This window comes from Sporomusa termitida, from assembly GCF_007641255.1.
Classification (GTDB): domain Bacteria; phylum Bacillota; class Negativicutes; order Sporomusales; family Sporomusaceae; genus Sporomusa; species Sporomusa termitida.
In genome coordinates this window covers 1,125,707-1,151,984 of the sequence record NZ_CP036259.1, presented here as the reverse complement: position 1 = coordinate 1,151,984, position 26,278 = coordinate 1,125,707, and the positions used below count along the sequence as shown (strand labels likewise).

At 49.8% G+C, this 26,278-nt stretch carries 19 protein-coding genes and 2 riboswitches; of the genes, 4 read left to right on the top strand and 15 right to left on the bottom strand.

Features of this window, described 5'->3' with window-relative positions; genetic code table 11:
- Positions 1 to 178 precede the first annotated feature (178 nt).
- The 4 genes from SPTER_RS05150 to SPTER_RS25230 form a co-directional block, all read right to left on the bottom strand.
- A complete protein-coding gene (locus tag SPTER_RS05150) occupies positions 179 to 1,396 on the bottom strand; it encodes an ABC transporter permease (RefSeq protein ID WP_144349345.1) in 1,218 nt (405 codons plus the stop codon).
- The gene (locus SPTER_RS05145; RefSeq protein ID WP_144349344.1) at positions 1,366 to 2,085 is read right to left on the bottom strand and encodes an ABC transporter ATP-binding protein; all 720 of its coding nucleotides are present in this window, start codon (positions 2,083 to 2,085) and stop codon (positions 1,366 to 1,368) included. Before SPTER_RS05145 ends, SPTER_RS05150 begins: the two co-directional genes overlap by 31 nt.
- An 81-nt stretch (positions 2,086 to 2,166) precedes the next feature.
- Positions 2,167 to 3,243, bottom strand: a complete 1,077-nt coding sequence (locus SPTER_RS05140; protein WP_211367478.1) for an efflux RND transporter periplasmic adaptor subunit — start codon at positions 3,241 to 3,243, stop codon at positions 2,167 to 2,169.
- A gap of 125 nt (positions 3,244 to 3,368) precedes the next feature.
- Positions 3,369 to 3,491 carry a hypothetical protein gene (locus SPTER_RS25230; RefSeq protein ID WP_246105489.1) on the bottom strand — a complete coding sequence of 41 codons (123 nt, stop codon included), beginning with the start codon at positions 3,489 to 3,491 and terminating at the stop codon, positions 3,369 to 3,371.
- Between the two features lie 232 nt (positions 3,492 to 3,723).
- On the opposite strand from SPTER_RS25230, the gene SPTER_RS05130 reads away from it, so the two are divergent.
- The 3 genes from SPTER_RS05130 to SPTER_RS05120 all read left to right on the top strand — a co-directional run bounded on the left by SPTER_RS05130 (position 3,724) and on the right by SPTER_RS05120 (position 6,433).
- Positions 3,724 to 4,389 carry a response regulator transcription factor gene (locus SPTER_RS05130; protein WP_144349343.1) on the top strand — a complete coding sequence of 222 codons (666 nt, stop codon included), beginning with the start codon at positions 3,724 to 3,726 and terminating at the stop codon, positions 4,387 to 4,389.
- Entirely contained in the window at positions 4,386 to 5,906 is a 1,521-nt protein-coding gene (locus SPTER_RS05125; protein ID WP_144349342.1) for a sensor histidine kinase, read from the top strand. The genes SPTER_RS05130 and SPTER_RS05125 overlap by 4 nt, the downstream gene beginning before the upstream one ends.
- Before the next feature lie 86 nt (positions 5,907 to 5,992).
- Positions 5,993 to 6,433, top strand: a complete 441-nt coding sequence (locus SPTER_RS05120; protein ID WP_144349341.1) for a hypothetical protein — start codon at positions 5,993 to 5,995, stop codon at positions 6,431 to 6,433.
- 48 nt (positions 6,434 to 6,481) lie between these two features.
- Here SPTER_RS05120 and SPTER_RS05115 read toward each other — a convergent pair whose 3' ends face one another.
- From SPTER_RS05115 to SPTER_RS05100, 4 genes are all read right to left on the bottom strand, one after another.
- Positions 6,482 to 6,847 (bottom strand): hypothetical protein, encoded by a 366-nt coding sequence (locus SPTER_RS05115; protein ID WP_144349340.1) that lies wholly within the window; start codon positions 6,845 to 6,847, stop codon positions 6,482 to 6,484.
- A 111-nt stretch (positions 6,848 to 6,958) separates the two neighbouring features.
- On the bottom strand, positions 6,959 to 10,675 hold the full coding sequence (gene cobN, locus SPTER_RS05110; RefSeq protein WP_144349339.1) for a cobaltochelatase subunit CobN: 3,717 nt from the start codon (positions 10,673 to 10,675) through the stop codon (positions 6,959 to 6,961).
- An 89-nt stretch (positions 10,676 to 10,764) separates the two neighbouring features.
- Complete coding sequence (locus SPTER_RS05105) at positions 10,765 to 11,088, bottom strand: hypothetical protein (protein ID WP_144349338.1); 324 nt, start codon at positions 11,086 to 11,088, stop codon at positions 10,765 to 10,767.
- A 68-nt stretch (positions 11,089 to 11,156) separates the two neighbouring features.
- Entirely contained in the window at positions 11,157 to 13,043 is a 1,887-nt protein-coding gene (locus SPTER_RS05100) for a TonB-dependent receptor plug domain-containing protein (RefSeq protein ID WP_144349337.1), read from the bottom strand.
- A gap of 165 nt (positions 13,044 to 13,208) precedes the next feature.
- A riboswitch (cobalamin riboswitch) is annotated at positions 13,209 to 13,385 on the bottom strand.
- 444 nt (positions 13,386 to 13,829) lie between these two features.
- Between SPTER_RS05100 and SPTER_RS05095 the strand changes: the two genes are divergently transcribed.
- Positions 13,830 to 14,666, top strand: coding sequence for a MerR family transcriptional regulator (locus SPTER_RS05095; protein ID WP_144349336.1), 837 nt, complete (start codon positions 13,830 to 13,832; stop codon positions 14,664 to 14,666).
- Positions 14,667 to 14,768: 102 nt separating this feature from the next.
- Here SPTER_RS05095 and SPTER_RS05090 read toward each other — a convergent pair whose 3' ends face one another.
- The 7 genes from SPTER_RS05090 to SPTER_RS05060 all read right to left on the bottom strand — a co-directional run bounded on the left by SPTER_RS05090 (position 14,769) and on the right by SPTER_RS05060 (position 26,198).
- Positions 14,769 to 15,803: a glycosyl hydrolase family 18 protein gene (locus SPTER_RS05090; RefSeq protein WP_144349335.1), complete on the bottom strand. Its 1,035-nt coding sequence runs from the start codon at positions 15,801 to 15,803 to the stop codon at positions 14,769 to 14,771.
- Between the two features lie 20 nt (positions 15,804 to 15,823).
- The gene (locus SPTER_RS05085; protein WP_144349334.1) at positions 15,824 to 17,686 is read right to left on the bottom strand and encodes a polysaccharide deacetylase family protein; all 1,863 of its coding nucleotides are present in this window, start codon (positions 17,684 to 17,686) and stop codon (positions 15,824 to 15,826) included.
- On the bottom strand, positions 17,683 to 19,527 hold the full coding sequence (locus SPTER_RS05080) for a glycosyltransferase family 2 protein (protein ID WP_144349333.1): 1,845 nt from the start codon (positions 19,525 to 19,527) through the stop codon (positions 17,683 to 17,685). Before SPTER_RS05080 ends, SPTER_RS05085 begins: the two co-directional genes overlap by 4 nt.
- 66 nt (positions 19,528 to 19,593) lie before the next feature.
- Positions 19,594 to 22,239, bottom strand: coding sequence for a polysaccharide deacetylase family protein (locus tag SPTER_RS05075; protein WP_144349332.1), 2,646 nt, complete (start codon positions 22,237 to 22,239; stop codon positions 19,594 to 19,596).
- 20 nt (positions 22,240 to 22,259) lie between these two features.
- Complete coding sequence (locus SPTER_RS05070) at positions 22,260 to 23,582, bottom strand: nucleotide sugar dehydrogenase (RefSeq protein WP_144349331.1); 1,323 nt, start codon at positions 23,580 to 23,582, stop codon at positions 22,260 to 22,262.
- A 24-nt stretch (positions 23,583 to 23,606) separates the two neighbouring features.
- Positions 23,607 to 24,761, bottom strand: coding sequence for an S-layer protein (locus SPTER_RS05065; protein ID WP_144349330.1), 1,155 nt, complete (start codon positions 24,759 to 24,761; stop codon positions 23,607 to 23,609).
- A 176-nt stretch (positions 24,762 to 24,937) separates the two neighbouring features.
- A riboswitch (cyclic di-GMP riboswitch) is annotated at positions 24,938 to 25,021 on the bottom strand.
- Between the two features lie 286 nt (positions 25,022 to 25,307).
- Complete coding sequence (locus SPTER_RS05060) at positions 25,308 to 26,198, bottom strand: sulfite exporter TauE/SafE family protein (RefSeq protein WP_144349329.1); 891 nt, start codon at positions 26,196 to 26,198, stop codon at positions 25,308 to 25,310.
- Positions 26,199 to 26,278 lie beyond the last annotated feature (80 nt).

The following is a 26,278-nucleotide window of genomic DNA, read 5'->3' as shown; positions in this document are numbered from 1 at the left end:
TTTGTTGAGACGTTTAAAAACTTTTTTCAACAATATTTTCGCAAAAAAATGTTTAGATTTTATTTAGTGAATCAAAAGCAAAAAAATCCCCGGCAGTCTTTTTAACTGCCAGGGATTGAGTGTTTTGCGCCTAAGATTTATTAGCTTGTACCGTCTGCCTTGCTTGTGCTCATTTATTTCATTCATACCGGAGGGCCTCAATCGGGTCCAGCAAGGCAGCTTTGCGGGCCGGGTAGATACCAAAAAACAGGCCGATAAACACGGAAACGCCAAAAGCTGCCAGGATGGCCGCCCCCGATATGACAGTATTCCAGCCGGCCACCAGCGATATCAGCCGGGCCCCGGCAATGCCCAGGGTGATGCCGATCAGGCCGCCGGTAACGCCAATGGCGATGGCTTCGATGATGAACTGCAGGAGTATGTTTCTATAGGTCGCCCCTAATGCTTTTCTGATGCCGATTTCCCGGGTCCGTTCGGTTACGGAAACCAGCATAATATTCATAATCCCAATGCCGCCGACCACCAGCGAAATGGCGGCAACAGCGCCGAGAAACAGAGTAATTGTACCGGTGGTTTCCTGCATGGTCGTCATCAGGGCAGTCAGGTTGCGCACGGAAAAATCGTTTTCAACATTTGCCGCCAGACGGTGGCGGGCCCTTAACAAGGCAGTAATATCGGCCTGCACCTTATCCATTATTTTATCGTTTTCGACCTGAATGCTGATATTGTTGAGATAGGCCTGGCCAAGCAGCCGGTCCTGGGCAGTGGTCAGAGGCACCAGGACGATGTCGTCCTGATCCTGCCCCATCGAAGACTGACCTTTGCCGGCCAGCACGCCGATCACCCGGAACGGAGCCGTGCCAATCCGCACTGTCTTGCCCACCGGACTGGCGCCGCCAAATAAATTCGTGGCTACCGTCTGGCCAAGCACGGCCACCCGGGCCCGCGTGTTTTCATCACTGGTACTAAAAAAAGAACCGGTGTCTACCGTAAAATTCCGAATCTGCAGGAAATCCTGGGTCGTTCCCTGGATAGTGCTTTTCCAGTTTTGATTGCCGTAGATGATCTGAAACTGCTGGCTGACAGACGGTGCCACATAATTAACACCGGCAATCTCCCGGGCAATGGCCTGGGCATCCTGTTTTGTCAGCGTAATATTCGACCCGGCCGCCAGACGTACACCACCGGAGGGAGAATTAGCACCAGGCATAACAATCAGCAGGTTGCTGCCCAGACCGGCAATTGAGTTTTGCACCTTCTGCTGTACCCCTAAGCCGACCGATACCATCGCAATCACAGCCCCAACCCCGATAATGATGCCCAGCATGGTAAGCGCAGTGCGCAGCTTATTGGTCTTGAGCCCGTCTAATGCAATGAAGACACTTTCCCAGAACATGCTCCCACCCCCTGTTTAACCTCGTCTGTAAGGATTTTACCGTCCCGTACCTGGATAACCCGCCGGGCATAGGCAGCAATCTCCGGCTCATGGGTCACCATAATCACGGTGCGGCCTTGCTGGTTGAGCCGGCAGAAAATCTCCATAATTTCCCGGCTTGATTTTGAATCAAGGTTGCCTGTGGGTTCATCGGCAATCAGGATCGGGGGGTCATTGATCAGCGCCCGGGCAATGGCCACTCGTTGCCGCTGCCCGCCGGACAGCTCATTAGGCCGGTGATGGCTACGCTCGCCCAAACCAACCTCGGCCAGATTCTGTGCAGCCCGGGCCAGCCGGGTATGCTTATCGGCCCCGGCATAGACCAGGGGCAGCGCCACATTCTGCAAGGCCGGGATCCGTGACAAGAGATTGAAATTCTGAAACACAAACCCGATTTGCCGGTTACGGGCCGCAGCCAGTTGATCATCGGTCATTGCGGCCACTTCCACAGCTGCCAGCCGGTATGAACCGCTGCTGGGCCGGTCCAGACAGCCGATAATATTCATCAGGGTGGACTTGCCTGATCCGGACGGACCGATAATGGCGGCGAATTCACCGGCTTTAATGGTTAATGTCACCCCGGCCAAAGCCTGCACAGCCGTATCGCCCATAGGATATATTTTCATTATGTCTGTTAAAACAATACTCATGTTGCTCCCCTCTCCGGTACTTCATCTTTCTTAAAACCTGTAGTTTTTGAGAGATGAGATACAAGTGTCTTGGCCATGACACTAGATCGGCGGCGGCGGCCCCTGATTGGCATTGGTATTGGTCTGAATCTTGGCTGCCGGCAGGACAATGCGGTCACCCTCACTCAGGCCGCTGATAATTTCAATCTGCTCATCATCGCTCAAACCGGTTTGAACTGTGGTTTTCCGGCTTTCACCGGCAGTCATAACCTGTACATATTTTTGCCCTTTGTCTTCTTTGACAGCCGACAGCGGCACAACCAGCACATTCCGGCTTTCGCCGACATTAATCGTTACCCGGGCCGTCATGGTGGGATACAGTAATCCCGCCGGCAAATCAACATCCACATATACCGGATAATAGACAACATTGGATGAGGTGGTCGCTTCCCGGGATATTTTGGTCACTTTGCCGGTAAAGGTCTTATCGGTATAGGTATCCACGGTAAAGGACACCGTTTGACCGTCTTTTATCCGGCCGATATCGGTTTCATCGACCAGAACCTTAATCTGCATTTTCGACATATCGGCAATGGTCATAATCACCTGGGGCGTGGAAATACCCTGGGCAACAGTCTGGCCGGCAGGTGTCGGCTTGCCGATAACAACACCGTCAATCGGCGCTGTAATGACATAGTAAGCCAGTTGCGTTGCATAGTTGTCATAGTTTGACTGGGCGACGAGATAATTTGTCCGGTCGGCATCCAGCTGCTGAACCGACTGCCCGCCAATGGCGGTCAGCTGCTGACTGCGTTTATAGATGCCGGCATAGTTTGCCAGCTGGGCACTATATTGGGCGACCTGGGCTCTGACACTGGAATCATCCAGCACCAGTAAGACCTGCCCGGCTTTAACAAAATCATTTTCTTTCACATGTACCGCAGTGATTAATCCGGTTACCCGGGAACTGATTTCAACCGTATTGACCGCTGAAATTGTGCCGGTGGCGGCTACGGCGGCCTGGATATTGCCGCGTTCCACAGCAACGGCCGCCTCCGTGGCGGCAGGCAGGCTGCTTTTCCCGTGATACATCACCCCCCCGGCTCCGGCCAGCAGAACTGTCACAAGCACGGCCAGCCACTTTTTATATTGCTTAACTTTTTGCCAAATCAGTAGCATAACTTAACCTCATTTCTTATATAGCTGCGATCCCTATGGCCTTATCGAGCCGGGCTTTGCCGGTATTGTAATCATATAAGGCCTTGATACTGTTGATTTTCGCCTGATTTAACGCGACGACAGCATCAAAAACAGCAAGATTTGTCCCTACCCCCGGCCCGGTAGCGGGCCTCGGCAATGGTAAGGCTTTCTGCGGCCTGCTCAACAGCTACCTGCTTGATATCAATCCGCTTTTCCGCCTTCCGCATACTTAAGTAAGCTGCGCGCACCTCCGGCAGGATGGTTTCCCGCTGCAGCCTGGTGCTTTCGGTATATCTATAAGTATGGCGGCCGATTGTTACAGTTTTGTTACAGGCCCTGTATAAACTGCTAATATTTTCTCTCCCGCCCTGGTTTTATTTACCCCATAAAGCAATTGACTTTCAGTCTGTAACTCCATTATGCTATGTTTATATATAAAGTAACGAGGAGACCCCGGTTATGAACAAAACGGTACTGATTGTCGATGATGAACTGCGTATGCGTAAATTAGTGGCTGATTTTCTCCGGCGGGAAAGCTATACCATCCTGGAAGCGGACAGCGGCCATACCGCCCTGGACATACTCGCAGGCCACAAGGTTGATCTTGTCATTCTGGACGTCATGATGCCTGAGCCTGACGGCTGGACAGTGTGCCGGCAAATCCGGAAAAACAGCAATGTTCCGGTTATCATGCTTACCGCCAGAGGGGAAGAGGTGGATCAGTTATTTGCTTTTGAACTTGGTGCCGATGAATACATTACCAAGCCTTTCAGTCCGAAAATCCTGACGGCCCGGGTTAACGCCCTGTTCCGGCGAATGGGAACAGATAAACCGGCCGCCGCCGGCGGGCTGACAATTGCGCCGGCCGCCCGTCAGGTATTTATCGATCAAACCCTCATTGACCTGAGCCCCAAAGAATATGAGCTCCTGATTTACCTTACCGACAATATGGGCAATGCCCTGAGCCGCCAGCAGATTCTGGACCAGGTCTGGACTTACGACTACTTCGGTGACTTGCGGACTGTTGACACCCACATTAACCGGCTGCGCAGCAAGTTAGGCGACAAAAGCAGCCTGATCCAGACCATCAGGGGCTATGGCTACAGATTTGAGGCCGGAAAATGACACTATCCATTCGCACCAAACTGTTTGTCGTCCTCAGCGGGCTGCTGCTGTTTTTTGTATTACTATCCTGGGGCCTGATCCGTCTTGGTCTGGAGAAATACTATATCTGGCAAAAGCAGGATATCCTGCTGGCGAACAGCAAGCTTATCGATGAACTGTACCAGGGAAAACCGGAGGCAATAAGCCTGGAGCTGGAACGGATCGCCAATACCCTCGGCGCCGGCGTTATCATCTTTACCCAGGACGGTTACATCAAATACAGTTCATTTACCCGGATCATTAATCAAAAAATTCAGGATACCCCACCGGCCCCGGCCTTGCCGCCCCGCCCGGGCCAATCCCGCCGGACGCCCCTTTTCCCCTCCCGCCGGCCCCCCTATGAACTCAAAAGCAAAGAAATCATTGACAGCCGGACAGTGTTAGAGATGCAGCAGGATTTGAACCTGCGGATTGAATTTATGGCTCTGGAACGGCAGCTGGCCAATAACGATATATTGATCATCAGGCAACCCTTGGCACCGGTGTCGGAAAGCGCCGTTGCGGCTGCCCAGTTTATGGCCTTTACCGGCATACTGGTATTGTTGTCAGGCGGTACCTGGGCTTTCCTCGTGGCCCGAAGGTTTACCCAGCCGATCCTGGAGCTGAACCGGATCGCCCAAAACATGGCCTGCCTTAATTTTTCCCTGAAATGTACCGTAACCCGCAGCGACGAACTGGGGGAACTCGGCCAAAGCATCAATCATCTGTCAGAACAACTGGACAGTGCAATTATTGAGCTTAGCCGAAAAAATCAGCAGTTAATGGCCGATGTGGAAAAAGAGCGGGCCCTGGATGGCATGCGCAAGAATTTTGTTTCCAGTGTTTCCCATGAGCTAAAAACACCGTTAGCTCTTATCCTGGGCTATGCCGAAGGCTTAAAGGAAAATGTAGCCGGCGACGAGGAAGGCCGCAACTATTACTGTTCCATCATCATTGACGAAGCGGAAAAAATGGATAAATTAGTGAAAGACCTGCTAAATTTATCCCAAATCGAATCAGGCCTGTTTCAGCTGAACAGATCGGATTTTGATCTTCTGGCCCTGATAGGCGGCATGATAAAAAAATATCAGACCATCCTGGCGAAAAAAGAGCTTACGCTGGCAGTGGAGAACACAGGCTGTTATTATGTCAATGGGGATATATTGCGGATCGAGCAGGTTTTGCTCAACCTGTTTACCAATGCTATCGAGCATGCTGATTTTGCCAGAGTCATCAAAATTGGGGTAATGGATACAGGCAATAAAATCAGGGTCTCGGTCTTTAACTCCGGGCAGCCAATACCAGGGGCCAGCCTGGACAAGCTATGGACAAGTTTTTACAAGGTAGATAAAGCCCGCACCCGCGAACATGGCCGGTACGGCCTGGGCCTGTCGATTGTCCTGGCCATTCAGCAGCAGCACGGCAACCGCTACGGTGTGGAAAACACGGCCGAGGGCGTCACCTTCTGGTTCGAGCTGGACAAGGCCGGAAAAATATAACATATTTTATATAATCCTGTGACACAACTGTAACAAAACCCCGTCATACTAATAGTAAATCCAGTCGTTACAGGAGGTAGTTGTTTATGAATACCAGGTTAACCAAAAGAATTGTCAGCACCATGGTGACAGGGTGCCTGCTGCTCTCCCTCGGAACAGCCGCGCTCGCCCAAAATGCGCCGCAAGATCAGCCGCCACGGGATTGCGCCCTGGCGGGGCCGGGACAGCCACCTGACCCAGCCGGCCGGGAACAGCAGCTGGCGAAAGCCCTGGCGCAACTGGTGAAGGAAGAAACCATTTCCCAGGAACAGGCCGACAAGCTGCTTGATTTTTTCCAACAAAAAGCCGAACAGCAGCGGCAGGAAATGGAAAAAAAACGACAGGATAAACAGGATTTAATCAGTGAGCTACAGCAAACCGCCGGGCTGTCTGCAGACCAGGCCCAAGCGGTAGCGGCTGCGCTTCGCCCGCCGCACCGTTCCGCTAAACCGGCGTGCGGGCCCGGGCAGGAAATGCCGCCCCGGTAAGTTGCAGACCGGTTAACAAAATAGCCATACAGTCCCGAAACTGTATGGCTATTTTATATGATTTTTTCCGCCCTGCCTGTTTTCATACAGCTCTATTTCGAGGAAAAACCGTTCGATAATAATCCTGCTGACCATCTCCTGGACCTGGACGGCAATATCGTCGACCCCCTTCTCCAGGGAGCCTAATAAAGCTTCTGCTTCCGCCTGCGAGAAATGAGGCGGGACCGGCAGATTAAAGGCCGGCTCAAACAACCTGCTGCCGTATTGCTCAACATAAATCAGCATGCGCTCAACAATGTACTCAGTCATGTCATTACTATGAGATAGTTTACTTAGCCATTTCCGGATAAGTGACTCTACCTGAGACAAATCCTGGCCTTTTTTGGTGGGAAAGGGAATGACCGTTGCTGCCAAAAACTTATCCTCCTGTGCAAAGTTATTAACTATATTTATATCTATTATAGTTAATAATTATTGGAATCATGTTTAGTATGCGGCAGCTTAAATTTTAACGGTCTTCAGCTATCAGTCGCTATCACTGCGGTCTTCTAATTCGCCTTCCAATGACAAATATAATTTCTGCAATTCCTGCCTGGTTTCCGGTTTGGCCTGCCATAAGCCCCGTTGCTCAGCTTCCAGCAATACCTCGGTCAGGCGTTGTAATGCCCACGGATTCACCTCCTGCATCCACGCTTGCAGTTCAGGGGCAAAGGCATATTTTTCGGCAAATTTTTCGTACATCCAGTCTTCGAGGACCCCGCTGGTTGCATCCCATTGATAGCTGTGGGCCACATAGTTTGCCAGGTCCTGCGCCCCCTTATAGCCATGTCTTTTCATTCCCTGGATAAATTTGGGATTGATGGCCTCCCCCCGAAACAATCGCTTTACTTCTTCCTGCAAACTACGCATCAGCACCTTTTGCCGGTCACTGCTGTCACCGCAATACGAACGCGGGGCTGTACCGCGCAAAGACCGGACGGTGGCAATCATCCCGCCGTGATAGGCGTTAAAATCATCCGAGCTTAACATATGGCATTCCCGGTTGTCTTCGTTCTTGATGGTTATATCCAGGCCTGCCATCCTTTTCTTAAACAACTCCGGCTGATAGGTCCCCTTGCCCTTGGCGCCATAGGCATGACCGGAGAAGCGGATATAAACATTGGCCAGATCATCAATAGTTGTCCAGTTTTTCGATTCCAGCAGCTCCCCGACCCCAGCCCCATAGGCCCCGGGCGGATCACCGAATATACGGTAACAGGCCTGCTCCCAGGCTGTTGCTTTAGCCACGCCCTGGTCCTCCAGCGCCGCGGCATCGGCCAGGACATGTTTGCGTATATAGTTTATATCCGGGCTTTCCTCCAGACCGGCAGCGATCTCCACAGCTTTATCCAGCCAGGCAATGGCTGCCGGCAGACTATCACGGAACATGCCGCTAATCCGGCCTGTTACATCAATGCGCGGCCGTTTTAATTCCTGAATAGAGATAACTTCCACATCAATCACTTTCATACTGCCCCGCTGCCAGACCGGTCTTAACCCCAGCAGATATAAAAATTCAGCGATACATTGCCCGTGACTGCGCATATTGGCGCCTGCCCACAATACAATGCCCACACACTCAGGATAATGTCCCTCTTCGGCAATATACCGCGCGATTACCTCATCCCCCATTTGCCTGCCAATCTCCCAGGCCACAGGGGTTGGCAAGACCCGGGGATCAATGCCGTAAAAATTCCGCCCGGTCGGCAGCAGGTCCGCCCCGCCGCTGGTAGGCGCGCCGGCGGCGCTTGGCTCGATATACCCCCCGCTCAGAGCTGCCATTAAGTTAGTAATTTCCTGCCTGGTTTGCAACAAAGACGGTACAAGCTGATTACAGACATACTCGGCAACTATCCGTATTTTCGCCAACTGGTCCGGAGATAAATCCCGGACCCAGGCCAGCTGTTCAATGGTATGTACCGCTCCGGCCTGAAACTGCCCGGCAGCCAGGGTCAAAATAATTTCTTGGCTTTGTATTTGTATTTCATCAATAACAGCCCCGTAGGTTTTGGTGCCGTCAGCCACCATGGTACTGCTGTTTTCCAACAGCTCATAATACTCATAGCCGGCTATCGCCGCCAACGTTTGCCGCAAGGAAGGAATCTCTCCATTTTCCAGGCGTGTCAGGGCTAATAAATACTCAATCAGGTCATCAGCCTGGGGCGCGCACCCCAGAATATGAAGGCCGGTCCGGATTTGCATGTTCTTAATATCAGTCACATAGGCATGTACCCTGCCAATATATTCATCAAAACTTTCGCCGGCCTTTTCCGGCATATCCCCGGCCAGGTCAGCAGCCGCAACTTTCTCCCTGATCAGGGCTTTGACCGCTTCCACGTTATCAGGCTGTGTTGTTTTAAAGTGACAATATTCATCCATTATCTTTTCTAACTCTTCCAGTTCATCATAGGTCCCGGATTGACTCATAGGTGGCGTCAGGTAGCTGATCAGGCAGGCGGCGCTGCGCCGTTTGGCCTGAACTCCTTCGCCGACAATCGTAATCCAATACGGATAAATATTCGGCATATCGGCAATCGAAATATCAGGATAGCATTGTCTGGACAGCCCCGCCCCTTTTCCCGGCAGCCATTCCAACGACCCATGGGTACCGACGTGGACCAGCGCATCGGCCCCCCATATATCCCGCAGCCAGTGATAAAAGCCGATATAATGATGGGTGGGCGCACAATCGGGCGAATGGAGCAATTTAGACGAGTCTTCGCCAAACCCTCTGGGCGGCTGAACGGTAATAAAGACATTCCCTTTTAAGGTTCCCGGTATTAACAACTGCCCGTCATAGTTAAATACAGTACCGGGCGCTTCCCCCCAGTCCTGTTCCAGCTGGTCCTGCGTTGTTGGGGCCAGGGGTTTAAAAAACTTCAAATACTGAGCAGTGGTTAACTGACCTTCGGCTTCTCTGATCTGCTTTGCCGTAATAAAGCGGCGGTCATTGGTGGCATGGGCAATTAGCTCGTCCATAAAGCTTTTACTGTCGGCCGGAATGTGATCAATCACATACCCCTGATCTGCCATTGCGGCCAGTAAGAGGCGCACACTTTCCGGCGAATCCAGTCCGGCCGCACTGCCAATATTGGAGTTTAACGGCGGATAATTGTGAAATATAATGGCGACCTTTTTTTCCGCATTCGGTTTAGAGCGTAAACGGGCCCATTTTTCCGCCTTCCGTACCAGCAGCGAGATTCGCTCGGGCATGGGTACATAGGCAGCAAGTCCCCGGTCATTCTGTTCTTTAGCCGCAATGGGTACGGAATGAATAATGCCGTCAAATTCCGGCAAACTCACACTGACCGAAATGTCCATCGGCGTCATGCCGGCGGTGCTCCCCGCCCAGTCCTCATAAGCATTACTCAGGGTATAGGCCTGTAACAGCGGTACATTTAACCTTTGGATCGCCGCCAGCTCTAAGGCCTGGGTTGTTGTTAAAGAAAACTTTATACAGTTTATTAATACATCGATCACAACCCGGCCGTCTTCATAAAAATATTTCTCGAACGCCGCCTGGGCTCCCGGGGCATTAACCTCCGGATTAGGCTGGCCGTTGGTAAATACAAGGACGGCATTCATATTGCTTGTTTCTATTTCCTGAATTATTGCCTTTTGATAGGCTAAATCACCTAAAATCCACTCATCACGATAAAAAACCAGGCCAATGGTCGGACGCCCGGCCTGACAAAAGTCCTGTTTGTATTGCTTGAAATCTTGATAGACTGCTGGGGCCTGCGGATGATAGATGCCATTCCAGGGCAATAGGCAGGGTTCTTTAAACGTATAGGCGCCTCCGCAAAATTCACAGCTCATCCACAAAATACAGTTATAAAAATTGTCAATGCCGCCATAAGCAAAATACTGGCGCAGCAAAGCTTCCTGGCTCTGGGTAACACCATATTGCACGACATCATCACCGGCATCTTCCACCAAAAAAAGATGCCGGATTTGATCTTGCTGCATAAACGCTGAGGCATTTTGCAAAAACCGGCAGTCCAGCCCGGTTCCCATCCAGCGAAAGATGATTATATCGGCAGCCGCCAGCCGGCCTTGCCATTCTTCACCCCAGGGTGTCGAGTCCTGAATCATTTTACTGCTGCATAGGATCTCCGGCTGTTGTTTTGTTAGCATTTTGCCGGCCTGGTTCCATAAATAAAGTTGGCGATCAATGTTTGTTAAAAATAAAATTTTGCCCATTTTTCACACCTCCCCAATTTACCATATACCATTGCTACGTTTCTTTATGAACAGCAAAACCACCCGGTAAGGGTGGTTTTGGGTCATTGCTAATGATGCCCCTGACCGGTAGTCTGCGCAGTGATAATATTCCTGAATAGACTATGAGCCTCTGCCGGAGTTTTGCCGTTCTCTATTGCCTTCCGGGCATGCATCAGGGCCGAACGATATTTTTGGTGGGCCTCGTCTTGCGGGAGGTCTGCCAAATTTTTCAGGTCAGCATTCATTACTTTACGAAAAATCTCATGAATTTCCCCGGCGGATTTCCCGGCCGCTTTGGCAGATTGAGCATGCTTTTTTGCACTTTCATAACGTAATTTTGCATGGGGCTCACTGGGAATCTCATATTGAGGATGGTTTTTTTCCAAACTCATGCTTTTACCTCATTTCCAAATGTAGTTTTTTCCATTCTACGCTATATAGCGGTCATACAGTCAATAGCTTAGAATGTATACTCCATACCGACGCGGATATTCCGGCCCGGGGCGCTCCACCATTGTCCAGCCGGGGTTGAGCTCCAGTAATAACGGGCATTGGAGTGCTCTGCATAAAATTTATCAAAGATATTATTTATTTTTACAAAGGCTTTAACGGCTTTGCCGGCCTGGTAATTGACCCCGATATCCCAGACCCAGTAGGTGTTGGCCGGGAAAAAATCGTCCACGGCGTCAGCAGTTTGGGGACCGGGCCTGTCAATAATGCCTTTGCCGACGAGCGAAACGTCTAATTTGCCGGCACTGTAATCAGTGCCCACATTCCAGGCCCCTTTGGGTATATAGCCGTCCACATTGGCCGCCCTTTGTTGTGTCGCCTCCACATTGGTATGGGTATAGCCGACAAAAGCACTGACAGCGCTGGAAAATTGCTTGCGGAGCTGAATATCCCAGCCGTCGGCCTTCTCATCGCCAACATTAGTGTACCGGGGATAAACATAGCCGATCCGGTTTTTCGAATCCCGTTTAAAAATATGGGCCGACGCCACCAAGGTATCATCAAGCCGGTGGTTAATGCCGACTTCGGACGTATGGCCCGTTTCCGGCTTAATGTTCGGATTGCCGTAGCTGGTATTATATAAATGCGTTGGCGACGGCGGAATAAAATACTCACTGCGCCCCAGGTACATATTGGTTTTATCGCTGAATTTATAGCCCAGATTGATACTGGGGGTAGTATGACTGCCAAAGCCGGAGTTATTGTCATACCGCAAGCCGCCGGTCAGTTTCCACTGGCCGGTAATCTTCCATTCATCCTGCAGATACAGGGCCCGGTTCGTTAATTTTATCCCGTTAAAGGAAATTACCTTGTCTTCAGCAAACTCAAAACCGGTTGTCACCAGATGCGTGTCGGCCAAGTTTTTGGTAAACTGATCGGAAATCCTCATGGTCTTAACCTTGGTTGCATAAAAAGCGCCGCTGTCCAGTTGATACAAATCATCGTACATATTTATGCCGACTGCGAATTGATTGGTCGTGTTCTCGTCCAAACGGGTATTATAAATCACCCGGCCATTATAATTATCGGTTGTCCCCGTTTTAAACCGGCTGTCCCACAGGGACTGAAATTTGTAATCGGCCTTATAGGCATCATAGGTAAAGGTCAGATCCGACTTCTCGCCGAAATCTTTGGTGATTTTGACGCCTGTCATATCGGCATTCAAAGCGGCCGGAACCGTAAGGCCGCGGCCATCTTTAAAATCGCCAAGCAGGGCTTTCTTGGCAATTACCCGCCAGCCCCAGTCCCCCTGCCGCTCTTCATGCATAAACGAATAATTCTCGCCATTGTAGCTGCCGCCCTCCAGCTTTACTTTCGAGCTGTTGCCCTCAATTTTTTGGGTGATGATATTGATAACCCCGCCTTTGGCGTCAGATCCGTACAAGGTGGAAGCAGAACCCTTCAGCACCTCAATGCGGTCAATATTATCCAGGTTGGCAAACATCGAGGGCGAAAACTTGGCCCCGGCCGAATTAACCTTAACCCCGTCAATTAACACAACAACCTCGTCGGCGCCATTAATTTTCATGCCATTACTGCCATAATACCCGGCTAAACTGTAGTTGTTGACAATAACCCCAGGCACTTCCCGCAAAGCCTCCGACAGATTGGCATAATGATTTCTTTCAATCTCCTTACTCGTAATTACCGTAATATTGGCATTGGCATCAAACTCCTTTACCGGTGTCCGCGTCGCTGTAATGACTACCTCATCGAAAAAATAGGTTTTCATCTCTTCAGCCTGCACCGTGCCCTGCCCGAGGCAGCCGGCCGAGAGTGTTAGGGCCGAAACTATTGCCAGTCTCATCGCTTTTTTCCGGGACACATTTCTTGTCATCAACAAAACCCCTTACTCTTCTCATGTTATCTATGTAAAAAAACCTTTCTTCCGCGCTGAAGAAAGGTTTTAAGGTACTGTCGGCAGGTCTGGTTTTGCGCACGCAAAGACATGGCAAATAACACTTGTCAGTACCCTGAATTACCGTCCTATCACTCGTAGGCTGTTGGTAAATAAAAACAGGCAGTTCTCCTGGCTCCGGATCATTGCTCAGCCACGTCTTCCCAAGCTGACCTTCAGTGACATGTTGTGGCATCGCTCCCCGTTACAGTGGCGGGACCGCATCGGCGTTGCACCGATTTACCTATTAAGCCTTTCGGCACCTGTTTTCACACTATTAAATTAATCTGCGTAAAGCATATGTCAACTAATAAGGTAAACTATATACCGGTTATATAGTCAAGTCTTTTATAAACCTGACATTACCGCCTCAGTCACAACAGGCTAATTAGTGGCTTCTGTCAAGTCCGGGAGACGCCGGCAGCAGCCGCCTGTGCCTTAGGATAAAGATTTTCCATATTCCCCGGACATAACATTCACTGTTTATAATTCTGGCAGGATAAAAATAAGCTGCCCTGCGGAGACGCTGAGCTGGCTGAAGGTTAAATCAGCCGCTATATACCGGTCATACGGTTTCAAGCTCCCCGCCTGAAGCGCAACCGAATTATTCGGTTTATTCTTGACACACCCCGCTTTATCAATAATAATGATTACAACATTAAGCTGCACGCACTTACGGCATTGTTTAAGACCGGTACATTATTTGATATAGGAGAAATACGGAATATGGCAAATGACAAAGAGAATTACATTACCGCCGGCGAACTGGCGGCGCTCTATGGTATCCCCAAACAAACATTATTGTATTATGACAAAAATGAATTACTGATTCCGGCCTTTGTAAACCAGCACGGCTATCGCTATTATTCCGTTTCTCAATACCTTGTACTGGAAATTATTCTCAATATGCGCAAGCTAAATATTCCTATTCAGGCTATCAAAAATTATCTCCAGCACCGCAGCCTGGAGAATTTCGAGCAGCTGCTGCTGGATAAAGACAAAGAATGCGATAAGCTAATCGAAGAAACCACTAAAATTAAAAACAGTTTACAGTTGTCATTAAAAACAATAGCTAAAATCCGCCAAACCCTGTTTGATCAAATTCAATTAAATTATCAGCCGGAAAAAACTTTATTTGTCAGCGAATTGCTAACAGAAGGGGTGTCTGTGCGGGAACGGATCAGGATTTTATCCCGCCACAATCAAACCGCCGTCTCCAAAAAACACTTCAAGGAATTTACTACCGGCTGGATTATCGATAAAAATGAGTTTCTGGCCGGAAAGTTTAATAAAACCATCCAGTATTTCACACCGGTTGCCCATACTGCCGCCAAAAAGCACTGCTGCGTCCGGCCGGCAGGCTTATATCTGACAATGCGCTTCCGGGGAACCTATTATCAAGAGGCACCAACAGTATATAAAAAAATAATGGACTTCATTGCCCTTAACCGCCTGACAATTATGAGCAATATCTATCTTCTCCCCTTGAAAAATCATTGGCTTACCCAGGATACAAGCGCCTATATCAACCAAATCTCTTTTCAGGTTGCTTATCCGTCTTAAAGCAGCTGCCGTGAACTCAACTGGCGGCCTATTAGCCTGATTAATGACCAAAAGGCCTGCCGGCCCAAATCACCGGCAGGCCTTTGGCGCTGCCTGAGGTTTTTATTTAAGTTTATTAACAGCCACGTTACCGCCCAAACGCCACAGGCTGATATTATTTATCCCCTGCTCTTGCGCAACCGCAAGCCAATAATTTAATGTTTTGACATCAGCATACCATACCTGATAGGAAATGCCGTTATCCTGATAAGAATAAACCAGGCACTGGCTTTCGTCATCCCTTAATGGCTCCGCCTCATAAACCGCGGCCAGGGTTTTGGCCTCGATTTCCGTCAGAAACCGCTTTTCCCCGTTATCGCTCCACAGGCAGCCGCCTGTGGACAAGGCCAATGATTTTTCCCCAGGCAAAGTCTGCATGAGGGCCGCTGTCTTTTGAATAAACTCCTTATTGGCCTTTGGCCCGGGTCCGCTGTGCATGCCATAGAGGTTATAGGCCATAACCACATATTCGGGCCCCCGGGGAAAACGGGTGGCAGCGAAGGGCGTACCCGGTTCCAGCACCAGCCTTAGTTTCAGGTTATTGTTCAGGGCTTTGACATAAAGCTTTTCGGCAAAGGTTAAGAATAACTGTCCGGCTTCAGCCTCTTTCCATACGCGTTCGTAATCAATTTCAATACCATCAAAGCCGGCCTGTAAAGTCATGGCAATAATCTCATCAATATGCTTTTCCATAGCCGCCTCGTCGGCAAACACCCGGCGGAGAACCTCCGTATCTTTCATCACGACCGATCCGTCGGCCTTGTGCAGGTCATTGACAAAAGTAAGATAGGTTTCATAACCCCGCTGTTTCGCTTGCAGCTCACTTTTTTGGGCACTCAGCTCACGGGGCAGGAACAGAGTGTCGTCTTTAGCAAAATAGGCACCGAAATAAGAGAGCTGATCCAGCTTTTTACCGATCCTTGCCAGGTCTTTTGCGCCTGCCTCCAGATCCCAGTAGGCTAACCAGGCCGAGCGCTTGGCCGGCTCTTTCAACATTTGATTGCCGGCCGACTGGCCATTATAATTACAGCCGATCAGAATAACCAAGACAGCTGCCAGTATGGTTGCCTTACAGATTGTCCAGCCTGTGCTGTTCATTTACATAGCTCCCCCTTTGCCTACAAGTTTACAATAAACCAGTTTATCAGGCCTGCCCACAGCTGTCTGACGGTAAGCTTAACCGCCGCAAAGCCCTGCAGCCTGCTGTCAAACAAAATTTTTTCCCTGTCTGCCCCCGTATTTCCGGTAATCGTCAGCTGTTCAAATACGCCGTCGTATACGTCATCGGCCAGATTTCTCTGACTCCAGCCATAACCGCCCCAGGCGGCCTCAAGATAAACGGCGCCGGCCTTGGCGGCGGCTACCGGCAGCGCCTGCACAGCCTCTTTATCATCAATCTTAATACTAAGCCGGTCCCCTTTGAGGGCCAGCGCCAACAGCCGGTCACCCCGGTCATGAACACTGAGCAGCGGCCTATAGGCCGCTGCTCCGGCCGCTACGCCGGGGGCTTCCTCCAGTTTTTTAGCTTGTAGGCGTTCGGCATAAAGCTTTGCTTTGGCAGCCGAATCAGCGTACTTTAGCAAAGTCTCCAATGCCCGCAGCTCGGCCGCTTTTTTATCCTCCGGGACGGACAGAACCTCTTGGCCATCGTGTTTATCCAGGTCTAAGCTGAATAATTCTGTTTCGGTCCCGGTGTTTTTTTCCGTAACATAGAGAATATTATTCAGAAGGTATACCGATAAAAACCGGCTCAGGTTTTCATCGGCCCGGAGATAGAGCTTCTGCAGCCCCAGTTTATTGCCTCTGAGTCTTACGGAAAGCTTCAGGTCTTTAAAATCCTCACTGTTCTTTAAACGCATTAATCCGTTAGCTTGCGGCAAAGATGTCAAAATCATTGTTTCATCCTGAATCTCCAGCGCTCCCTGCCGCGTTTCCCAGGCTTTATGTTTGGCTGCATCGCCGGTGACAAAGGTCATTTCCTGATTAATGTCGTACTTGATACGCATCAGCAAATGATTGGTATGCCAGTACGCCTGGGGCTGCATCCGCGTTAAATCGTAAATACTGCTGTTTCTCTGATTAAAACTAAACCCTTCCCGGTTAAAGTTCATTGTAAACAGTTCTTTAATCCAGTATTCATTTACGGCGCTTACTTTGTCATTATTGCCGAAGCTGCCGGTATTGGCGTGCATTAATATATAGGTTCCCGGTACATAACCAAGGGACTTGCTGTAACTGTCGCGCAGGGCTTCATAATCATACGTAAGCCGGGCTTTCATCCGGTTGTAGCTCTCCCGGGGAATCCCATACTCGTCCCGGATATAATCCATTAAATAATGATTGTATTTACGCCCTAAATACGGCGCCACCGCGGCGTGCTGCAAGGGGTCCAGTTCTCCCAGATAATTATCATAGCGGTCAAATACATTAATAAAGGCAAGCCGGTAGCCATTTGTCCCCATTTCCCAGAAGGTTGTTCTTTCCAACTCGGTCAGTTCGGCCGGTCTTAAAAATTTAGTGTCTTTTTTGTCAAATTTCTCCGGGTAAGTCAGCATGGTTGCTTTAAAGTTAAGGTCTTCCAGAATCTTCTGGGCGAAAACAGCCGTGTCCCGCCGGCCGTCTTCAAACAGTAAAAACAATGACTTTGCCGGCAGGTCCTGCCCTGACTGATAGTAGTTCACAATATCCTGCTGGGTGACGGTTACATACCCCAAAGCTTGCAGGGCCTGTAAATGCTCACGCAAACGCCCCGCGCCGATCAGGCTCTGGCTGCCTGTTCTCTCCACGCCAAAATAAGCAAGGGCGATAAAGCCTTTATCCCCGGCCGTAGTCGGCGGTGGATAAGGCTTATAGGTTTTAAAGGTATATAAAGCGGCCAGACAACCGGCAAGCACGGCCAGGATAATCAGCAGCTGGAGCCCAACCCGGACCCTTTTTTTCCGGTCTTTGCGGGCGGTGAATTGTTCATTGTCTATCGTCATCGGCTTATACCCTTCTGCTTTCCATAGTTCTTTTTCGCCAGTTCCTCAATATCGGCCGGGGTCAGCCGCGTTCCCCAGGTAGTTTTCCAGAAAGTAACCCAGGCAATCGGCATCTGCCACAAGAGCACGGCCTCATAATACAGGCAAAACCATAACCCGTAAATCCAGGTTGAGCTTTTTCGCAGCAGCAGCTGGGCCATGCTCATAAGCCAGGCCATTAAACACAGGCCAAGCAGAAAGGTCAACGGCCACACCCGGTGGGCAACGGGAATATACAGCAGGTTGTAGATAACAATCAGTGGCGCCAGCAGCGGCACCAGCAGCCCCATATAAAAGGATAAGGCCATAAACGGTTCTTTTTTCCACATAAAGGTGGCGGCAATCAGCGACTCCCTGAGCCAGGACCGTTTCCAGCGCATCTGCTGTTTTAAAAAAACACGATACGTGTTGGGTACAATGGTGTTGCAAATGGCAGTATCCTGATACCCGGTACGGTTCTCTTTTAATATAAAATTAGTCATACTGCGGTCATCGCCAAAGGTGGCTTTTTCACCGCAAAACTGTTGGTTCAGCCAGGCATCCAGATATTTTACAACCAATTCTTTGCGGTAGCAGGAGAGCGGGCCGGACAGACAGGTCACGGCATCAAAATAGCTTTCCGCCGCTTTCATGATCCGGAAGGCGATATAGTACCGGACAGCCTGCATCTTGGTAAGGGCATTGGTATAGGTGTTGGCAACATCGGTACGGCCGGAAACCCCGCCCATTTTGGTATCCTTAAACGGCTGGACAATATTCCGGATGGCAAAGGGATCGAGAAAGCTGTCTGAGTCCACAAACACAACCAGTTCATGCTTAGCCATTAAGGTTCCTTTGGCTAACGCCTCCCGCTTGCCGGCGTTTTTTTCCTGGCGAACATAATGCAGCCTTGTTGCCATATCATAGCGGTGCTCTGTAGTTTTCAGTTCTTCGACGATTGCTTGGATCTTGGCGAACGAGCTGTCGGTCGAGCAATCATCAACAACAACAACCTCCAGTTTATTGATCGGATAATCCTGATTAATACAGCCGGCAATCGTTCGTTGTATCCATTGTTCTTCATTAAAGCAAGGAATTACAATCGTGACTCCCGGCGTAAAGTTTTTATCAAGGGGAACCGGGCGGTAAAAAGAACCGAACAGATATCTGGTAAGCAAAAAACTGGCGGCAATAATACTGTACGTATACAAAAGCTTATTGAATTTAAAGTAAATTACGCTTTCCGCCCGCATCAGCAGGATACAGGCCGTTATAAAGAACAGCAGCAGCGAGGCGATCGACAGCATATACCAGTTTTTCTTCCGGGTGGCATACTGGGCCAGCGATTCGGTAAATTCCACGCCACACAGGCAGGCTCCGCCTGCGGTTTGGCTGCAGCGGATATAGCGGGCGGCAATATCGACCTTCATCTCATACCCTTCCGGCATCGAACCGGGGGTTATAACAAACTTCAGCCTGATTGTCGGTGACTGGCTTAAAGCCTGAGCAACAGCCGGCGGGACCTCCAGCAGCATACCGCTTGACGATATATCAGCCCCTTTACCGGCACCGGTAATTTTTTGGCCGGCAGCACTATATTCGATGGCAACGGCATAATCCACCACATACCGTTTGCCTTTATTTTCATTGTCAATGATCTGGGCAAAATCAGCCGCAACCGCAGTACTGCTTCCCCGGCGCCGGTCGGTATTGGTGCGCAGCCCCTCCTGGTCAGGCACTTTGGCAAGCCGCCTGCGGTCAGGTTTTGCAACAAGCAAAAGGTCCTGTTCTGCTTTGCTTTCTTGTGGAAATAACTTAATCACATTCAACTTCACCGCCCTTTCTGTGCTGCCGCCTGATCATCCTCCTGCTGTCTGGTGGCCACAGGCTTATATATTTTGACCGGCAGGAGCCGTTAATTGCAGGGTCTGTCTACGGTTTATTTGCGAATAGCCCTCTGTTAAATAATCGGCCAGCCTGCCGACTTTAAACTTAGAAGGATCAGCGTCGGCTTTGGCTTCATTGGCAGTCAGCAGTATATCTAAGGCCATGGCCGTATAGGCCGCACTGTCGGTCATATGCATGACCACAACCGAGCCTTTTTTCACTTCCCCGTTTTTTGTATAAATTCCGTCTTTAATAATATTTACAAGCTGAGGGACACTTTCCGCTTTATAATCATTGGTGCTGCACGAGCCGGAAACAATGTACTCGGAACCGGCTGCAAACACGGCTTCAACCCCCGCCTTGCTGATAGCCAGGGTTGGCGGCCGAAAGAACCGGGTCAGCAAAGGCTGGCTATGCCGAGCCATATCACCGGTGACAGCCTGCAGTTTTTTATAGGCTAAGGCCAATTCCTGGCTGTATTCCTGCTTATCCTGCAATATCACCTGACCGGCCGTTTTGGGATCCCTGGCAGCCATCGGCTTATGCTGATCAGAGTGATTGCCGATATTATGGCCTTCCGCGGCAATCGCCCGCAGCAGATTCGGGTTATGCAGCACATTGTTGGTCAGGATAAAAAACGTCGCGGTTGCTTTATGCTTGCGCAGGACATAGAGTATTTTATTGATGGCGGCATCGGTTCCCCAGTCGTCGAAGGTAAGGAAAACAACATTATCCCCGGTGTGTATCAAGCCACTGTTATCGAGGCGCCGGGCTTCCATTTTCGAAAAACCCAGTGTGCTTTTTCCATAAGCAACGTCTTTATTCCCGATATAACGTTTGAAAACTTCAGGCAGGACATTAGCCTCATCAACCCGCAGCCCGGGTCTGTCGGCGCTTACGTGGGCAGGAACGGCAGCCGGGTCCACCGGATACTGGTACAGCAGCTGGGTATGGCTAAGAATTTCGCCTACAGGCTTAATCCTATATTGTGAGTCATTGGCAGGATTACTGGCAGGGTTATCAAAGGCTGTCGCATAGGCAATGTTGTCGACCTTCCGTTGTTTGATAATTGCCGCCAAGTCACCAATCAGCTTGTCATTGGTATAATAGTCCATCCGAAAATGCACAATCTGACCACGGGCCAAAGAATGCACCGATCTGCCAAAAATCTCGGCCATCACCTGATCGGCCGAGGTATAGTCCTGATGTTTGCTTTGGACAACATTAACCGCCTGGCCGATCAGTCTGCACTCCAGGCTGGCGACGGCCTCTCTGGCGGCAGCGGTTACGGCCCCCCAGGGCTGTTTTACCAGGTTGGTTTCCACACCAAACTGCTCCTGCAGGGCTTGGCGGTTCCGCCTAATCGTGCTGCCGGTTTCAGCTGCGGTTTCTCCGTTTTTGGGCCTGATCGCAATCCCGATTTCGTGGCCGTCGGCAATTATCTGCCGCAGCACAACGGGATGTTTTTGCATTTCCGGTTCGGCCACAAAGAAAGTCGCCTTAATGTCCAGCTCTTTCAGTCTGCCAAGTACATCGGCCACTGCGGTTTCATTGGCCAAGCCGCCGAACGTGTAGGCAATTGCCGGCTCAGTGGTGAATATTGTCTTAATTTCCCGGGCCTGGTTATCGCCGGTCGCTGCCGCCGCATAAGCAGTCCGGCTGCCGAACAGCTCTGCCACCTGCGCCCGGATAAGAGCAGCTATTTTGGCCGGCCCAGAAACCGCTGGTGTTATTTTTGCGGTGCCGGCACCATTGTGCTGATAGAAATCCTCCACATAAACGGTAGCGTAATCTGCTTTATTCAGGACAATGAGAAACCTTTCCACGGCAGCGATCAGCGCTGTTTCCGGTTGGTCTGTTAATGCCGGCAGCGCTTTCAGCCCCGGCTGTTTGTCTACTGCCGGGGCGCCCGCCGCCAAACCCTGTTCATTAATAACCGGCTCAGCATTACGCAGGAGCTTAACGGCAACAATACTCCCCGGCCGCAGCGTGCCGACAAAAGCCTCTGCGGCCGCAAACGAGGTTATTTGTGTGGCGTTTAAATAAAATTCACTGCTGACAACGCTTTTAAAGCCGGCGGCTTTGGCCGCTTGCAGCAACTGGTCGGTATATTGTGTATCATTGCATTTTAAAAGATTAGGCCCCTGGCCGGTCGTGATGCTGATAATTTTCTGAGCCTGACTAAAATCTTTAATCAGCCGCTCCACAGGCAGTTTCTCCATCTTGCCCATACCGTACAGGGTATAGTTTTCCACTCTCTGGCCGGCTGTTTTAATATTGATAACCGTTTGCGGATCTTCGGCCGTCTGCAGACCATCGACAAAAAAGGTGGCCTTAACCTGATATTTAGCCAGTAAGTCTAAAATCCGCTGCATCGTACCGCGGTCTGCCAGACCGTCGAAGGTAAGGGCCAGCTGTTGCTGAGCACTGCTGCCCCGGCTAATAACACTTGCTTTATCCGGGCTTTGCTGCAGCTGCTCTAAAGCCTGGGCAATCTCTGCCTCAGCCTGATAAGAACGCTTCCAATCGGTAATAGTAGGGTATTCATCGCCGGTCTGCGCCGTAAACAAATCTTTGAGGAAAACTCCCCCTGCCAGCAGACAGACACTGAGCAGCAGCAGTAATGCTGCCATCTTTTTATTCCTCACGTAGAGTCACCCCCTTATGCTTAAAGACTCCAGTAGCAGTAACCCTTTTCTGTCACGGTTTGCTGTTGAAATATACTTTTGATATCAATAAGGACAGGCCGGGTTTGCTGGTCCTGCGGTTTATACATGGCGGCCAGCTCTGCCGGCTGCAGCTCCCTGAACGGCTGATGGGCCACTAAAAACACCAGACAATCGGCCTGCCGGACATCCTTTAGCGCTACCAGCTCCAGATCAAGCTCCTGCTTACATTCTGTTTTATCGACAAACGGATCGACCACTTTTACTTTAATGCCATAGGCCGCCAGGTGCTTACAGACGTCGACAGCCTTCGAATTGCGCATATCCGGACAATTTTCTTTGAAGGTTATCCCCATAATATAAATATTGGATTTTTTAACATCCTTATCAGCCTGGATCATTTTTTTAATGATGTTATCAGTAACAAAATTGGCCATGTTGTCATTTATTCTGCGGCCGGCGGCAATAATCTGCGAATGATAGCCCAGCAGCTCGGCCTGATAAATAAAGTAATACGGATCGACACCGATGCAGTGCCCGCCGACCAGGCCCGGATAAAACCCCAAGGCATTCCATTTGGTGTTCATCGCCGCAATCACATCTTGGGTGTTGATTTCCATGCGGTCAAAGGCCATTGCCAATTCGTTCATAAAAGCAATATTAATATCCCGCTGGGCATTCTCAGCCAGTTTGGCCGCTTCAGCCACTTTAATGCTCGGTGCTTTATAAACACCGGCCTGAATAATCAGCTCATAGACAGCCGTAATGGCCTCTGCGGTCTCCGTGTCGATACCGGCCACGATTTTGCAGATATTTTCCAGCTTATGCACCCGGTCTCCCGGATTGATCCGTTCGGGTGAATAACCCGCCTTAAAATCCTTACCGCATATTAGGCCTGATTCTTTTTCCAGTACTGGTATACAGACATCTTCGGTAACACCCGGGTACACAGTGGACTCAAAAACAACAATACTGCCCGGTGATAAATTTTGGCCAATTATTTTGCTGGCATTGATAACAGGCGCCAGATTGGGTGTTTTATCGCCATTTACCGGTGTTGGCACAGCCACAATAATCACCCTGGCCTCTTTTAGCCTTACCGGATCTGTGGTAAATTCCAGGGTAGTGCTGCTGATTTTTTCATCGCCGATTTCCCGGGTAGGATCAACCCCTTGTTGGTAAATATGAATTTTTTCCTGATTACTATCAAAGCCCAGCGTTTTAACCTTGTCGGCAAAGGCAACAGCCAGCGGCAGGCCAACATAGCCCAGGCCGACAACAGCCAGATAGTCTTGTTGGGCAAGAATGCCCTCTATGCTTCTCATTGCCGCAATTCACCTGCTTACTAGTTAAAAATAATGTGTGATGTGGCTCCACCAGGTTTCGCCCTTTTCCCCGCTTATCTTGTCTGTCAGATCGTAGTATTCAATACCGCCGACAAGGTTTTCGGCCAAGGTATAGTTAAGGCCTGCGCCCTGGCCCTTAAAGCCCTGCATCGAATTGCCTCTGCCGTTCATCTGATGGGCAATATACGTACCCTGCGGCTGATTGTAATATTTATAAAATATTCTATAGGTGCCTGGCCGCCAGGTTTTCAGATCACCGTAGTTAAGACTGAATACATAGCCAATACCCTCACCCCGGTTATCTTTCACGCTGGAATCCAAAACCATGGCTCCCAGGCCAAAATTACTGAAATTATAGTTGCCGCTCAGCGTGCGGATTGTGGTTTGCCGGCGAATGCTGCTATCTGTCTGATAATGGTACACACCGGCCTCCAGATTGTAATCAAAATCCTGATAACGGGCAGTGGCCACATAGGTTTTTATTGTGTCATTAGTCTCACCATAGCTCAGCGTATATTTCACAGGTCCGCCAAAGTCAAGACGGGCACCGTCAAATCCACTGTCATACACATTGCCTTCCGCCATCAGATAACCGAAAGAGCCCGCTCGCAGCGCCGTTGTGCCGATTGTTCCCGTTACATACAGGCGGGCAAGACTCAATCTATTATTATAATTGCTTATACTCTTTTGCCCGTCCAGCAGGCCATAGGCCCGCCAATCCCGAAAGATATCAGCATTAAAGCCCAGACGGGTCCGTATGCCGGCGGCATCCCGGTCCCAGCGGCCGGGGCCGCTGTTTTGCGCATAATGCAATCGAATTTCACCGTCAATATTCATCTTGTGATCCGGATGACTGCGCCGGTGGCCTATCTGCATTAGTTCATCGATCAGACTGGCATAGGTTGCCGGGTCAATATCACCAGGATGCGGGTTCTCCTGTTGGCCAATACCGGTATTGTCTTCTTTATTATTGCCGGTGGCAGCTGCAGCGGCTATGCTGCTTGCTGTCAGCGGGGCCCGCCCATAGGCAAAATCAGTTTGTTCAGCTACAGCCTTGGCCGCATATACCCTTCCTGCCGGCTTATCACTGCCTGGATTGCCTGTAAATACACCGGCTAACGCGGTTATTGCCAACAGTACGCTTACCAACTTTTTCACAGGTTACTTCACCGCCCTGATAATGATTTAGTCAATCGGTAATCCCTTTATTGCCATACCGCAGTTGTCAACGGTTCGATTCACTTCTTTTCAATTTGCAATTCAATATTTTTAAATTCGGATTCGTTAACAATATTCTTTATTAAAAACTACAGACAAAATGACTGCCAGGTTGCAGGTGCAACCTGGCAGTCATATACAAAGTACGTAGACCCATAGCTTTGCGTCCTTATCTTTCAATAAGTTTGCATAAGATTATTAAATTTAGTTAACTACACTTAAAGCTTAATTATTAGTATTTTATCATCACTACAAGATAATTTTCAAGTTTTATTATATAAAAAATCATATTATCTAACTTGTAATTTTTGTTAATATTTTTTTTAATTTTACTCACAATTATTTTAACACCTTGCGCAGCAGGACATAGGGTGAGTGTGTGCTGGCTGCCGCCACTCCTTACACTGAGCCAGATAAGGGCCGGTTAAGCACAAAAACCTGTGCTTAACCGGCCCTTAAATATCTCTTATCTTTGTTTGCAGATTATTACCGTATAAAGCATTTAAGTAAATCATACACAATCAACAAAACAGCCACTACCAATAACCCGGAAAAATAGGTACGGGTATCACAGGCGTTGATTCGCCGGGACAACCTTACCCCGGTACGGACTCCCAGCGTTGAGCCAAGCAGCATAAGCAAAACCAGCAGGAAATCCACATTTCCAGCCTGTATATAACGAAAGGCACCATAGCCGCTTGCTGCCAGGACCTGGAGAGTACTTGTGCCGACGGCAGTTTTAGTCGGCATACCCAAACAATAAACTAACAGCGGGAAGCTGATAAACCCGCCCCCAATGCCCAGCAGACCGGTAAGCAGCCCGACTGACAGGCTGAGCAGGATCGGCATCCAAATACTTAAGCTCAGTATATGGGACTGCTCAAATGCCGCTAATGGCGGCCACTGGCAGTTCTTAATACAATTCCACAGCTCGCTCTGCGGTTCATCAGTTCCGCGCTGCCGGCTCGCGCAGGCCTCCCTGTACATAAATACAGCTGTGGGAAGCAAAAACATAAGAAACCCCAGACTGATTATTAAATCTGCTAGCAGCACAGACTGTCCGCCAAGCGCGACCGGTTGTTGCGCAGTAAAAAACCGCAGCAGCCGGACACCGCCTTCAGCCCCAATCAGACTGCCTGCCGCGGTAAGGGCACCCATTTTGGTATCAAGTTTTTTATGCTGCCAGTGTTTATAGGCAGAAAACAAAGACGTGCAAAAAATCTGCAGCAAACTGCTGCCGATAGCCACAGGATAGGAAACATGAAATATTATTTTTAAAGACGGGGTTAATAAAAAGCCGCCGCCAATGCCAAACAGGCCTGTTATTATGCCGATAAGATAGCCAAGCAAAATCAGGCCCGGCCAGCCTGGATGCATATGCTCCGTGAAACCAGGGATTGCGAACACCTCCCGGTGCTGCCGAAATACCCGGCAACCTTACTTTATCATACACCTGT

Excerpts from the sequence above, each read along its gene's own strand:
- SPTER_RS05070 (WP_144349331.1), bottom strand. The coding sequence starts at position 23,582 with ATGAGAAGCATAGAGGGCATTCTTGCCCAACAAGACTATCTGGCTGTT.
- SPTER_RS05125 (WP_144349342.1), top strand. The coding sequence starts at position 4,386 with ATGACACTATCCATTCGCACCAAACTGTTTGTCGTCCTCAGCGGGCTG.
- SPTER_RS05060 (WP_144349329.1), bottom strand. The coding sequence starts at position 26,198 with ATGCATCCAGGCTGGCCGGGCCTGATTTTGCTTGGCTATCTTATCGGC.
- SPTER_RS25230 (WP_246105489.1), bottom strand. The coding sequence starts at position 3,491 with ATGCGGAAGGCGGAAAAGCGGATTGATATCAAGCAGGTAGCTGTTGAG.
- SPTER_RS05095 (WP_144349336.1), top strand. The coding sequence starts at position 13,830 with ATGGCAAATGACAAAGAGAATTACATTACCGCCGGCGAACTGGCGGCG.
- SPTER_RS05130 (WP_144349343.1), top strand. The coding sequence starts at position 3,724 with ATGAACAAAACGGTACTGATTGTCGATGATGAACTGCGTATGCGTAAA.
- cobN (WP_144349339.1), bottom strand. The coding sequence starts at position 10,675 with ATGGGCAAAATTTTATTTTTAACAAACATTGATCGCCAACTTTATTTA.
- SPTER_RS05105 (WP_144349338.1), bottom strand. The coding sequence starts at position 11,088 with ATGAGTTTGGAAAAAAACCATCCTCAATATGAGATTCCCAGTGAGCCC.
- SPTER_RS05140 (WP_211367478.1), bottom strand. The coding sequence starts at position 3,243 with ATGCTACTGATTTGGCAAAAAGTTAAGCAATATAAAAAGTGGCTGGCC.
- SPTER_RS05090 (WP_144349335.1), bottom strand. The coding sequence starts at position 15,803 with ATGAACAGCACAGGCTGGACAATCTGTAAGGCAACCATACTGGCAGCT.
- SPTER_RS05145 (WP_144349344.1), bottom strand. The coding sequence starts at position 2,085 with ATGAGTATTGTTTTAACAGACATAATGAAAATATATCCTATGGGCGAT.
- SPTER_RS05100 (WP_144349337.1), bottom strand. The coding sequence starts at position 13,043 with ATGACAAGAAATGTGTCCCGGAAAAAAGCGATGAGACTGGCAATAGTT.
- SPTER_RS05150 (WP_144349345.1), bottom strand. The coding sequence starts at position 1,396 with ATGTTCTGGGAAAGTGTCTTCATTGCATTAGACGGGCTCAAGACCAAT.
- SPTER_RS05085 (WP_144349334.1), bottom strand. The coding sequence starts at position 17,686 with ATGACGATAGACAATGAACAATTCACCGCCCGCAAAGACCGGAAAAAA.
- SPTER_RS05120 (WP_144349341.1), top strand. The coding sequence starts at position 5,993 with ATGAATACCAGGTTAACCAAAAGAATTGTCAGCACCATGGTGACAGGG.